Origin of the sequence: Burkholderia territorii (genome assembly GCF_001718335.1) — a bacterium.
Classification (GTDB): domain Bacteria; phylum Pseudomonadota; class Gammaproteobacteria; order Burkholderiales; family Burkholderiaceae; genus Burkholderia; species Burkholderia territorii.
In genome coordinates, this window is sequence record NZ_CP013365.1 from 35,133 (window position 1) to 47,663 (window position 12,531).

Consider the following 12,531-nt stretch of genomic DNA (forward strand, 5'->3'; position numbering starts at 1 on the left):
CGCCGATCGGTCGCGCATCGTGCATGACGAACCGCCGGGCCGGCAGCGGCCCGCGCGACGTGCGCGAGTCGTGCCGTGCCGGCCCGGCGATGCTGGTGGTCACTTCCGCGCGACAGTCTGCTGCGCGTCGGCGGGCAATTCGCCCATCGCCTGGAACAGCGCGGCGGTATCGGTCATCCGGCGGCTGGCCGCCCGCACGGCATCGAGCTGCGCATTCAGGTATTGCTGCTCGCTCGCCTGCTCCGTCGATACCGGAAGCGCGCCCATTCGGCGGCGCGACGCGGTTTCGTCGAATGCGGCATGCGCCGCTTGCGCAGCGACGTCGGTGGACGCGAGCGCCTGCGCGTCGTTGTCCAGGGCGGCGAGCGTGTTCGCGACGTTCTCGAACGCGGCCAGGACGACCGATTTGTAGTGAAGAACGGCGGCGTCGTACCGGTCGAGCGTTGCGCGGCGATGGGCGAGCAACGCGCCACCATGGAAGATCGGCTGGGAAAGACCCGCTCCGATCGCCCACATTCCGCCGGCGCCCGACAGCAACGCGGGCCAGCTGAAGCCGGCGCGTCCCATCGACGCGGTCAGCGACAGGCTCGGGAACAATTGCGCCGTCGCCTCGCCGACGTCGGCCGAGGCCGCCTTCACGGCGGCGCTGGCGGCGCGGATGTCGGGGCGCGCGCTCAGCAGGTCCGACGGCACCGCGACGGGCACGTGTTCGGGCAGCGACAGGCTGTCGAAGTCGGGTATCGGCGGCGCGGCGTCCGGCGTGCGACCGATCAGGATCGCGAGCGCATGGACCGCCGTGGCGCGCTGCTGGCGCAACTGCGGCAACTGGGCCGCGAGCGACGCGGCGTTCTGTACCGACGCGAGCGACTCCACGTGCGAGACGGCGCCGAGCGCGTAGCGCTGCTGGCTGTCGCGCGCGGCGGCATTGGCGGTGGCGACGAGCCGCTCGCTCAATGCGATCTGCCGATCGAGCGCCGCCGCGTTGATCGCCGTGCCGACGATATTGGCCGCGAGCGCGCGTCGGGCGGCCTCCAGCTCGCAGCCCTGCACGTCCACGCGTGCGCGGCTTGCCGAATTGGCGTAGCGCGTCGTGCCGAACAGATCGAACGTGTAGTTCGCCTGAAGCTGTCCGACGAACACGTTGTAGCGCAGCGTTTGTGCGCCGGCGCTCGAGATGTCGGGTGTGCGCGTACGCGCGGCCTGTGCATTCGCGTCGATCGACGGCAGCGTCGATGCGCCGATCTGCGCGCGCAGTTCCTGTTGCGCGGCGGCGAGCGTTTTTTCGGCGGCCGCGAGCGTCGGGTTGTTGCGCAGCCCTTCGTCGACCAGCGCATCGAGCGCATCGGAACGGTAGAGCCGCCACCATTGCGGAACCGGTGCCGCGCCGACGTCGAACTGCTGTGCGACGCCGGCCGCTTCGACGGTCTTCAGCGGCTGCGCCGTGGCGCCGTAGTGGGCGGGGGACGGCATCTCCGGCGGCGTGCCGCCGGGTGCGAGCGAACAGCCGGAGAGGACGAATGCCGTGGTCGCGGCCGACACGAGTGTCATACGGGCAAGTTTCATGAGCATTTCTCCGAGTGGGCGAGGTCGGTCGCGGTCGAACCACGTTCGTCGAGCCGGACCCTGAAGCACGTCGCGTAGAGGGCCGGCAGGAAGAAGACGGTCAGTACGGTGGCGATCGTGATGCCGCCCATCAGCGCGGTCGCCATCGGACCGAAGAAGCCCGAGCGCAAGAGCGGAATCAACGCGAGCACGGCGGCGGCGGCCGTCAGCATGATTGGCCGGAATCGCCTTACGGTCGCGCCGACGATCGCATCGACACGCCGATGGCCCGCTGCGATGTCCTGATCGATCTGGTCGACGAGAATCACGGAGTTGCGCATGATGATGCCGAACATCGCAATCACGCCGAGCAACGCAACGAAGCCGAAGGGCTTGCCGAACAGAAGCAGCGCGGCCACGACGCCGATCAACCCGAGGGGAGCGGTCAACACGACGATGAAGGTCCGCGAGAAGCTCTTGAGCTGGATCATCAGCAGCGTCAGCACGGCGATGATCATGAGCGGCATCTGCGCGTTGATCGACGTCTGGCCCTTCATGCTTTCCTCGATCGAGCCGCCGGTTTCGATGCGATAGCCGGCCGGCAGCTTGGCGCGTTGCACGGCGAGCGCTTGCTCGATGTCGCGGGTGACGCCGATGCTCGGCGCGTTGCCGCGCACGTCGGCCTGCACCGTGATCGTCGGCTGGCGGTCGCGTTCCCAGATCACGCCGTACTCGAGCGTGTTGCGCACGTGGCCAAGCGATCCGAGCGGCACGGGCCCGTTCGGTGTCGGCATGGCGAGGCCCGCGAGCTTTGCCGGATCGATCCGCTCGCTCTTTGGCGCACGCAGATCGACGTTGATCAGCTTGTCGCGCTCACGATATTGCGTGACCGTGTAGCCGGAAAGCGTCATGGCCAGGAAGTTCGACACGTCTTCCGACGACACGCCGAGCGCGCGCGCCTTCATCTGGTCGATCTCGAACGAAACCGATCGCTCCGCCGGCTCGTCCCAGTCGAATTGCACGTTCTTCGTGCGGCTGTCGGCGCGCACCTTCTCCGCGACCTGACCGGCGATCTCGCGCACGGTGGCGATGTCGTCGCCGCTCACGCGGAACTTGATCGGGAAGCCGACGGGCGGCCCGTTCTCGAGCCGCGCCACGCGCGTGCGCACGGCGGGGAATGTTTTCTCGAGCTTGACGTCGAGCCACTGCATCAGCTTTTCGCGATCCTCGATATTCTTGGCGGTAATGACGAATTGCGCGAAGTTGGGCTGTTGAAGTTGCTGGTCGAGCGGCAGATAGAAGCGCGGTGCGCCGGTGCCGACGAAGTCGACAAAATGATCGATCTCGGGGCGACCGCCGAGCGTCTGCTCCAGGCGCTTCGCTTCGCGCAGCGTCGCGTCGAACGACGCGCCTTCCGGCAGCCGGAGATCGACGAGCAGTTCGGGCCGTTCCGAGTTCGGGAAGAATTGCTGCGGCACGCGCGTGAAGGCCGCCATCGCGATCGCGAACAGCACGGCCGTGACGCCGAGAACGAGCCAGCGGCGTTCCACGCAGCGCATGATCCAGCCGGACAGGCGGCGATAGAAGCCGGTATCGTAGACATCGTGCTCGTGGTGGCTTGCATCGCCATCGTGCTGCTTGTGCTCGCGCAGCATGTGATAGCCGAGCAGCGGAACGAGCACGACGGCTGCGAACCAAGAAACGATCAGCGAAATCGCCGACACTTCGAAAATCGAGCGCGTGTATTCGCCCGTGCTCGATTTCGCGAGCGCGATCGGCAGGAAGCCCGACACCGTGACGAGCGTGCCGGTCAGCATCGGAAATGCCGTGCTCGAATACGCGAAGGCCGCCGCTCGCATGCGGCTCCAGCCCTGCTCGAGCTTCACGGCCATCATCTCGACGGCGATGATCGCATCGTCGACGAGCAGGCCCAGCGCGAGCACGAGCGTGCCGAGCGAAACCTTGTCGAGCCCGATGCCGAACAGGTGCATGCACAGCGCCGTCACGGCCAGCACGATCGGAATCGTGATCACGACGATCATGCCGGTCCGCAGGCCAAGCGACACGAGGCTCACGACCAGCACGATCGCCACCGCTTCGCCGACGGACCTCACGAATTCGTCGACCGAATGTTTGACCGCATGCGGCATGCTCGAGACGGGCGCCAGCTTGAGACCGGCGGGCAGCGTCGCCTGCAGCTCGGCCGCTTTCGCGTCGAGTGCCTTGCCGAGGTCGATCACGTCTCCGCCTTTTTGCATCGTCACGCCGATGCCCAGGACTGCCTGTCCATTCGCACGCATCTGGGTGACGGGCGGATCGTCGTAGCCGCGCGTGACCTTCGCGATATCGCCGAGACGGAACGTGCGCCGGTTGACCGTGATCAGCATGTCGGAGAGCGCCTGCACGTCCTTGAATGCGCCGCTCGGGCGCACGAACACGCGATCATTCGCGGTCGTGATGGTGCCGACCGGCGCGACGGCGTTTTGCGCGTCGATGGCTTGCGCGAGCTGCTGCGGCGTAATCGAGAGCCGCGTCAGCTCGGCGTTCGATATCTCGACGAAGATGTGTTGATCCGGATCGCCGAAGTAATCGACCTTGGCGACGCCGGGAATCCGGAGCAGCGCGGTGCGCAACCGGTCGGCGTAGTCGTGCAGTTGCGCGGGCGAATAGCCGTCGCCTTCGAGCGCGAAGATGTTCGTATAGACGTCGCCGAATTCGTCGTTGAAGAACGGCCCGACCACGCCTTTGGGTAGCGTCGCCCGGATGTCGCCGACTTTCTTGCGCACCTGGTACCAGGTCTCGGGCACTTCCTTGACGGGCGCCGAATCCTTCATCGCGAAGAAGATCATCGACTCGCCGGGCCGCGAGTAGCTCTTGATGTTGTCGACGTACGGCGCTGCCTGAAGCTGGCGGCCGATCCGGTCGGTGATCTGCTCCTTCACCTCGCGCGCCGTCGCGCCCGGCCAATAGGTCTGGATCACCATGGTCCGGAACGTGAACGGCGGGTCTTCGGACTGCGCAAGGTGCGTATAGCCGATGACGCCGAAGAGCGTCGCCAGCCCGATCAGGAAGATCACGAGCTGCTGATGGGTCAGCGCCCATGCGGAGAGATTGAAGCGGCCGCCATCGGCCGGCTTGTCGAGCGCGCGGTCGTGCGCGGATTCGCGGTCGGGTGCGTTCATGACGAAAAGTCCTCCGGATGAAGCGGCGCGACAACCTGCACGCGCTGATTCGCGCTGACGGCGTGAACGCCTTGCACGACGACGCGCTCGTTGTCGTGCAGTCCGGCGGTGACGGAAATCGAGTTTTCGTTGTAGCGGCCGATGGTCACGGGCCGCAGTTCCAGCGTGTCGCTGCCGTTGCGTACGACCCAGACGGCCGGCGCCTCGCCGCGATGAAAGAGCGCGGTTGCAGGCAGTTCGAATGCGCGCTGCGCGGCGCCGTCGTCGACGGCGTCGAACGCGATGTTGGCGGTCATGCCCGCGCGCACGTCCGCGCCCGGTGCGATCAATGTGAGCTTCACGCGCCACGTGCGGCTTTGCGGGTCGGCAGCGGCGGCGATCTCGCGCACGCGTGCGTTGAAGGTCTGGCCGGGCAGCGCGCTCAGGACGACCCGGGCGCCGCGTCCAACCGCCAACGCCTGGAGGTCGCGCTCCGACGCGTCGCAGACGACGTCGAGATCGCCGCTCCAGTCGAGATGAAAGACCGCCTGACCGGCCTGGACGTTCTGCCCGGTATCGGCGTCTTCCGACGTGATGACGCCGTCGTGATCCGCGACGAGCGACGCGTACCGGAGCTGGTCGCCGGCGAGCGCCATTTGCGCGAGCGCGGAATCGCGCCGCGCAACCGCCGATGCGTAAGCGTCCTGGGTTTGCTCCAGCTGCGCCGGCGCGATGAGATTCGCCTGGGACTGCGCGCGATCGCGATCGAGCTGTTGTTTGGCGTAGACGACGCGATGTTCGGCCTCGTCGAGCTGTGCGCGGGCATTGGCGACGTTGCTGCGCAGGTCGGTTGGATCGAGCAGCGCAATGACCTGACCGGCCTTGACGGTGTCGCCGATTCGCACGCGCCGTTCGACGATCTTTCCGCCTACCCGGAACGAAAGGGGCGTGGAATACCGCGCCTGCACCTGGCCGGGCAGCGAATTGCCGGACGGCGCGCCCTCGGGATGGACCGCCAGCGCGACGACGGGTTTGGGTTCGACGACAACGGGCTCGCGCGAATGGCAGGCCGAGAGCAGGATCGCACAGCAGGCGGCGACGACGGGCGCCCGATTCATCGGGTGCGCGATGCGTGACAGAAATGGGCGCGCAGGCGAGCGCGCGTTGAGGCCGGGAAGTTTCACGATTTTTCCAGGGCAAGTGATGGTCGAGTTGAGAAACGGTGCGACGCGGATGGCACATCCGGCGCCCGCGCACGATTCACCTTTGTCGCGGGTGAAACAGCAGCCCGCGGTATCCGATAAGTAAGCAGTCCGACGTTTTCGGGATGTGGACGGCAACTGACGGGGCTTCCGGTTGTCAGCGCATGCCGTGCCCTCCCCACAGCAGCAGGGCTTGCGAAGTCGTGGCGTTCCGGCATGCCGGGGCCGTGACAGGGCCCGGGGCTGCTGACGCCTGCGATGACAGGCGGCTTCCGTCGCGGGCGACAGTGATTCGGTCCGCCATCCGGGCGCGCCGGCGCCTCGCGGCGAAGCGCCCGTCCATCCGCTTCGACTCGGATGGGCGAATGGATTTCGGAATCTGGATTTGTCTGCTGTTACGCACGGTTGTGCCCCTGTTTTCAGGCTGTTCGGCCCAGGCTCGCTTTCGAAGTCGAGATTAAACTCATAACTGATAAAGTTGTCAAGTATGAGCGGTCGATCTAGAATTGAGCCATGCAGAGCTCACTTACCGATATGCAAGACACGTCCAAGCGCCGTGTGGCCCGCAATCCGAAACCCGCCGTCGCATCCGCGCGCACTGGCGAGCCGCGTCAACCGCGCGGCGCGCGTCGCAAGCGGGAGACGCGCACGCGCATGCTCGAGGCGGCCCTCAGGCTGATGGCCGAGAAAGGCCCGGATGGCGTTGCGATCAACGAAATCACGGAAGCGGCAGATGTCGGCTTCGGGTCGTTCTACAACCACTTCGAGTCGAAGGAGGGGATCGTCGTCGCATTGATCGAATGGGTTTTCGACGATTTCGCGGATACGCTCGACCGCCTTGCCGGCGGGTTGTCCGACCCGGCCGAGGTGATCGCCGTATCGGTGCGCCACACGCTGATGCGCGCGCGACGCGAGCGCGTGTGGGGTCAGTTCCTGATCCGGGAGGGCTGCTCGAGACGGGCATTCGAGCGCGGGCTGGGCCAACGCTTCCTGCGCGACAGCGGGCGCGGCATCGCGGCGAAGCGATTCGTCGTCGCCGATCCGTTCATGAGCATCCAGTCCGTCATCGGGACGGTGCTGGCAGCAATTGCAGCCGAATTGCACTTTGCCGCGTCGATCCTGCCGAGCACGCGGCGACAGAAAGCGCTGGGTATCGAAGATGAAGGATTTCCCGAGCGCGCGGCGGCGCTCGTGTTGCAGGCGCTGGGACTGAAACGCGCGGAGGCGGAGAAAATCGCGACGCGCCCTCTACCGGTGGCCGAGCCGGGAATCACGGCTGATCTGCCGGCGGCGCGCTGATCGGCGCCGGAACCGTCGCCGTCGAGCCGCCCGCGCCGTGCCGACATGCGTGATGGCATGCCGCTGCCACGCGCGCGATGCGCCGGCAGCACGAACCGCAAAACGCGGCGATTCGGACCGCCGGGCGGTTGTCCGCTTCGTCAGACCGCGCTGGCCGCGTCGATCTTGCGGATATCTTCGTCGTCGAGCCGCACGCGAATCGCTTCGCCGAGCAATGCGAGCTGCGCGAGCGATGTCGCGCTTGCAATCGGCGCGGTGATCGTCGGCCGCGCGATCTGCCATGCGAGCGCGATCGCGGCCGGTTGCGTGCCGTGCTTCGCCGACACATCGTCGAGTGCCGCGAGAATGCGCAGGCCGCGCGCATCGAGATAACGGGCGACGCGATCGCCGCGCACGCTCTTCTTCAGGTCGGCCTCGCTGCGGTACTTGCCCGACAGGAAGCCGCTCGCGAGCGCGTAATAGTTGACGACGCCCAGCTTCAACTCGCGCACGACCGGTTCGAGATCGCGCTCGTACTCGGCGCGGTCGATCAGGTTGTACTCCGGCTGGATCACCTGATACGCGGGCAGGCCATGGCGCTTGCTGATCTCGGCGGCTTCGCGCAGGCGTGCGCCGCTGTAGTTCGACGCGCCGATGATGCGGACCTTGCCCGCGTCGATCAGCGTCTGGTAGGCGGCGAGCGTCTCTTCGAGCGGGGCCGTGTCGGCGAGATCGCGGTGCGAGAAGTACAGGTCGATGTAGTCGGTCTGCAGGCGGCGCAGCGAATCGTCGGCGGCCTTCAGGATGTTGTCCTTGGTCAGGCCGGCGCGCGTCGAGAGCAGTCCGACCTTGGTCGCGATCACGACCTGGTCGCGCTTGCCCGAACGCTTGAGCCACTTGCCGATGATCGTTTCCGATTCGCCGCCGCTGTTGCCGGGGGCCCAGGCCGAATAGACGTCGGCCGTGTCGATGAAGTTGATGCCGGTGTCGGCGAGCGCGTCGAGCAACGCAAACGATGCGTTCTCGTCGACGGTCCAGCCGAAGACGTTGCCGCCGAAGGCGAGCGGGGAAACCTGGATGTCGGATGTGCCGAGGGTGCGTAGTGCCATGTTGCTCTCCGGAATCTGAGGGATGACGGGATGGGGCGACAGGATTGGCCAGGATGAATGCGACGGGCAGGCGAATGGAGGAAGCGCTTTCGCCGTTGTCGCGGATGCCGGAACATTCTCGCCCATCGAGCGATTTCGTGCAGCGCGCGCATGGCCGTGGCAGCGGACGAATGGCAGCGTGTGGCGGAGGCGCCGTCCGCGATGTGTCGATCCGTGCGGCTGCGTTCGATCTGGAGCTGAATTTTCGGCGACTCGGCAGAGACAGGCGGAGATCGGCATATCGCATCCGTTCGCCGAAGCGGAACGAAAACGGGCGGCAAGATTGCCGCCCGCGATCGATCGGCGCCCCGATCCGTTATCGCAACTGCACGGCTGCCAGAAACAGCACCATGCTGCCGATCGCGCCGTCCAGCACGCGCCACGCGACGGCCTTGCGGAACCACGGCGCCAGCAGACGCGCGCCGTATCCGAGCCCGAGGAACCACACGACACTGACCGACATTGCGCCGATCGCGAACGCAAGCCGCGAGCCTTCGGGTTCGCGTGCGCCGGCCGTGCCGATCAGCAGGAACGTATCGAGATACACGTGCGGGTTCAGCCACGTGAACGCCAGCGTCATCAGCACGATCGCGACCGCGCCCTGCGGCGGCGGCGCGGCGGCGTCGCCGCGGACGTCGAGCGTTTCGTGTCCCGGCTTGAACGCGCGGCGCAGCGCGTTGATGCCGAACCACGCGAGATACGCGAGGCCGACGTACAGCACGACGTGGACGAAGGTCGGATAGCGTTCGACGAGGACCGATGCGCCGCCGACGCCCGCACCGATCAGGATCATGTCGGACAGCGCGCACAGCAGCACGATCTTGCCGACGTGCGACCGCATGATGCCTTGCCGGAGCACGAACGCGTTCTGCGCGCCGATGGTGACGATGAGCGACCCGCACAAGGCGGCGCCGTGGGAAAAAGCGATCCAGTTCATGATGGGAAATGGTGGAGCAGTAGACGAGTGAATCGGTTGGCGCTAGTCTGCGGTCAGCTGGGACATAAGAGAAGCTAATTCACCTAATGCCGATTAAGGAAATCTAATGCTCGACTACGCATTGCTCGACGCGCTCGCGGCGGTGATCCGGCACGGTTCGTTCGAACGGGCGGCCAAGGAGCTGAACGTCACGCCGTCGGCGGTATCGCAGCGGGTGAAACTGCTGGAGGAGCGCGTCGGCAGCGTGCTCGTCAAGCGCGGGCAACCGTGCGTCGCGACGACCTCCGGTGCGCTGCTGTGCCGGCATACGGAACGCGTGCAGTTGCTCGAAGCCGAACTGGGCAGCCGGATGCCGGCATTGCCCGGTCAGATCGCGAGCGCATGGCCGATGTTGCGCGTGGCCGTCAACGACGACAGCGTCGCCACCTGGTTCATCGACGCGGTCGGGCCATTCTGCACCGAGCGCGAGACCTTGCTCGATCTCGTGATCGACGACCAGGACTACACGGCCGCACGCATTCGCGACGGCAGCGTGCAGGGCGCGGTGACCGCGCAGGCCGAGCCGATCCAGGGATGCCGGTCGACGCGGCTGGGGCGGATCCGCTATCGCGCGGTGTGCTCGCCGGCGTTCTACGACCGCTATTTCGGCGCGGGCATCACACGCGACGCGCTGCGCCGTGCGCCGTGCGTGATGTTCAATCCGAAGGACGGTTTGCAGGCGCGCTTCATCCGGCGCGTGACTCGCGCGGATCTCGATCCGCCGCAACACTGGATCCCGCACGTCGCGGGTTACCTGCGTGCGTGCGAAACGGGGCTGGGATGGGGGATGTGCCCGGACCGGATGGTCGATCGCCAGCTCGCGGCGGGCGAACTGATCGACATGTCGCGCGGGCGGACCGTCGATATCGACCTGTATTGGCAGAGCTGGCGCCTGTCGATCGGCTGGCTCGACGACTTCAGCGCGGCGTTGAAGGCGCGCGCCGCGCTGTTTCTCGACTGATCGAAGCGGGCGCGGCGGAGGGGGGCGGGCGGCGGCGCGCAGGTTGCACGCCGCGCGGGGTCAGACGTGGTGCAGGCCGTCGAAGTCGACGATCTGTACGAGGCGGCCGTGCATTTCGATCAGGCCGCGCTTCTGGAACTTCGACAGTGTGCGGCTGACCGTTTCGAGCGTCATGCCGAGATAGCTGCCGATGTCTTCGCGCGTCATCCGCAGGTTGAATTCCGACGGCGAGTAACCGCGCTTCAGGTAGCGCGACGACACGTCGAGCAGGAACGCGGCGACGCGCTCTTCCGCATTCAACGAGCCGAGCAGCATGGTTTGCGACGTTTCGCGCACGATCTGCTCGCTCATCAGCTTGTGCATGCGCAGCTGCATCGTGCCGGCTTCCGAGCACAGCGACTTGAGCGCGCTGTACGGGATCACGCAGACCGAACTGTCTTCCAGCGCAACGGCAGTGCGCGGGTGCGTGTCGTCGCAGATGCCGTCGAGGCCGAGTGCTTCGCCGGCCAGGTGCAGGCCGGTGACCTGCTCGCGGCCGTCGTGGCGCGTGGCGACGGTTTTCAGCGAACCCGAGCGCACGGCGTACAGGTTGTCGAAGGTGTCGCCTTCGCGGAACAGCGCTTCGCCGCGCTTGACCGGGCGCGCCGCGCAGATGACCGATTCGAGGCGGCTGAGCGCTTCGGGCGCGAGGCCCTGCGGCATGCACAGGTGCCGCATTGCGCACGACGAGCAGTGCGGGGCCTGGCGGGGAGCCCAGTTGCCTGCATGGGACGAGGCGGCGGGGCGTGTGGCGACGGGCGTCAACATGATTGTTTACTCCGGCATTGAATCGACCGAATCATTGTCCCACCGCAAGTTGCCGCTGGCGGGTGACAAAACGTCGCGACCGTGCGCACATGTCGCGGGCATCGCGGTGGCATGCACTTACGCACGCATGCCGCTGCGCGGGCGCGCGGCGGCACGCCCGCCCGATGCCGGCACCGCTCAGCCTGCCTGATCGTCCGTATGCGCGGCGGCCGGGATCAGCAGCACGGGCAGCGTCGCATGCCGCACGCACTGTTCGGCGATGCTGCCGAGCACGAGGCGACGGAACCCGCGGCGACCATGCGTGCCGAGCACGAGGAGGTCGGCGCCGAACGCTTTCGCACCGTCGAGGATCAGCGTTGACACGTCGTTGAGCGACGACGCCTCGCTCGTCAGCGTTTCGCCCTTCACACCCGCCGCCTGCATCAGCGTCTTGAACTCCGCCGCGAGCGCATTGCCCTGGGCGATGAGCTGGTCGCGCAGCACGGACGGATCGTAGCCCGGCACGTTGTAGTAGATCGCGGCGTTTTCGACGACGTAGAACGGTTGCAGTTCCGCACCGTGCTCCTTTGCGAGCGCGAGCGCGGCATCGAACGCGTGGCGGGCGGTGTCGCTGCCGTCGATGGCAACCAGAATGCGCTTGTACATAGTGTCTCCAGATGGCGGGTTGAACGGAAGTCGGCCGAACGGCCGGGCAGGCCGTGCGTCGTTGCGAGGCAGGGTAAACGAACGGCACGGACTTTGCAGCGACGTGCCGTTCGTCGCGAGCGAGCATTGAATCTCATCCGTATCGCGACGGCGTGACTTCGATCAACGTCGCTGCATCGACATCGCGAAACCCGGGTGCCGAACCAGAACCCGTCATCGACAGCGATTGCGGCGCCCATTCGGCGGACCGGCGCGCGAACGCGCATGCCGATCCGCCGCCATCGGTCGTCGGCCGTGGGGCACGCTTCGCCAGCCAATCGAACGATCGATTCAAACGCCGCGCGCGTCACCGCGGCACCGGCGTGATTTCGATCACGCGTTCCGGCCGGCGTCCATGACCGGGCCAGTACGCGCTGCCGTACATCCGGTGAACCGGGCCATACGGCGCGTCGCTCGCATGAGGCGGCACGTCGAATCCCTTCTCGATCATCATGTAGCCGGCCCGCAGCGCCAGCGCCGGATGATTGCCGCCGGGCCGGCTGTCGAAGCCGGCGAAGCCGTCGCCGGCCTCGGGCATCGCGTTGACGAGCGATGCGTTGCTGCGCGTGATCTGATCAGGGGAGAATGCGCCGCCGCTCGCGAGACGCGCGGCCTCGCGATTCTTGCCGTCGGTGTCGACGGTGCTGTCGTGCGTGTCGTCGTTGTCGAGTTCGATGCTGCGCGGATGCGCGGCGTGCGCGTGGGCTGACGTTTTCATCGCGACTCTCCTCGCGGCGAAGCGCTCCGGATCCAAGCAAATCCCGTTCCGGGC

Annotated in this window: 10 protein-coding genes; 2 read left to right on the top strand and 8 right to left on the bottom strand. The window is 66.7% G+C overall.

Features of this window, described 5'->3' with window-relative positions; all coding sequences use genetic code 11:
- Nucleotides 1-99 precede the first annotated feature (99 nt).
- The 3 genes from WS51_RS00160 to WS51_RS00170 are packed head-to-tail and all read right to left on the bottom strand — an operon-like array spanning nt 100 to nt 5,821.
- Complete coding sequence (locus WS51_RS00160) at nt 100-1,563, bottom strand: efflux transporter outer membrane subunit (RefSeq protein ID WP_059980817.1); 1,464 nt, start codon at nt 1,561-1,563, stop codon at nt 100-102.
- The gene (locus tag WS51_RS00165; RefSeq protein ID WP_069228394.1) at nt 1,560-4,724 is read right to left on the bottom strand and encodes an efflux RND transporter permease subunit; all 3,165 of its coding nucleotides are present in this window, start codon (nt 4,722-4,724) and stop codon (nt 1,560-1,562) included. Before WS51_RS00165 ends, WS51_RS00160 begins: the two co-directional genes overlap by 4 nt.
- Nucleotides 4,721-5,821: an efflux RND transporter periplasmic adaptor subunit gene (locus tag WS51_RS00170; RefSeq protein ID WP_081053805.1), complete on the bottom strand. Its 1,101-nt coding sequence runs from the start codon at nt 5,819-5,821 to the stop codon at nt 4,721-4,723. The genes WS51_RS00165 and WS51_RS00170 overlap by 4 nt, the downstream gene beginning before the upstream one ends.
- A 618-nt stretch (nt 5,822-6,439) precedes the next feature.
- Here WS51_RS00170 and WS51_RS00175 point away from each other — a divergent pair.
- A complete protein-coding gene (locus tag WS51_RS00175) occupies nt 6,440-7,204 on the top strand; it encodes a TetR/AcrR family transcriptional regulator (RefSeq protein ID WP_059542349.1) in 765 nt (254 codons plus the stop codon).
- A gap of 140 nt (nt 7,205-7,344) precedes the next feature.
- Here the strand turns inward: WS51_RS00175 and WS51_RS00180 are convergent, their stop codons facing one another.
- The gene (locus tag WS51_RS00180; RefSeq protein ID WP_059809862.1) at nt 7,345-8,292 is read right to left on the bottom strand and encodes an aldo/keto reductase; all 948 of its coding nucleotides are present in this window, start codon (nt 8,290-8,292) and stop codon (nt 7,345-7,347) included.
- A 355-nt stretch (nt 8,293-8,647) separates the two neighbouring features.
- Nucleotides 8,648-9,268, bottom strand: coding sequence for a LysE/ArgO family amino acid transporter (locus WS51_RS00185; RefSeq protein ID WP_059945125.1), 621 nt, complete (start codon nt 9,266-9,268; stop codon nt 8,648-8,650).
- Nucleotides 9,269-9,374: 106 nt separating this feature from the next.
- Between WS51_RS00185 and WS51_RS00190 the strand changes: the two genes are divergently transcribed.
- Nucleotides 9,375-10,268, top strand: coding sequence for a LysR family transcriptional regulator ArgP (locus tag WS51_RS00190; RefSeq protein WP_059447452.1), 894 nt, complete (start codon nt 9,375-9,377; stop codon nt 10,266-10,268).
- Between the two features lie 60 nt (nt 10,269-10,328).
- Here the strand turns inward: WS51_RS00190 and fnr are convergent, their stop codons facing one another.
- The 3 genes from fnr to WS51_RS00210 form a co-directional block, all read right to left on the bottom strand.
- A complete protein-coding gene (fnr, locus tag WS51_RS00195; RefSeq protein WP_059447453.1) occupies nt 10,329-11,075 on the bottom strand; it encodes a fumarate/nitrate reduction transcriptional regulator Fnr in 747 nt (248 codons plus the stop codon).
- A 177-nt stretch (nt 11,076-11,252) separates the two neighbouring features.
- Entirely contained in the window at nt 11,253-11,720 is a 468-nt protein-coding gene (locus WS51_RS00200; RefSeq protein ID WP_059447454.1) for a universal stress protein, read from the bottom strand.
- A gap of 346 nt (nt 11,721-12,066) precedes the next feature.
- Nucleotides 12,067-12,477, bottom strand: coding sequence for a DUF3005 domain-containing protein (locus WS51_RS00210; protein WP_059507986.1), 411 nt, complete (start codon nt 12,475-12,477; stop codon nt 12,067-12,069).
- Nucleotides 12,478-12,531 lie beyond the last annotated feature (54 nt).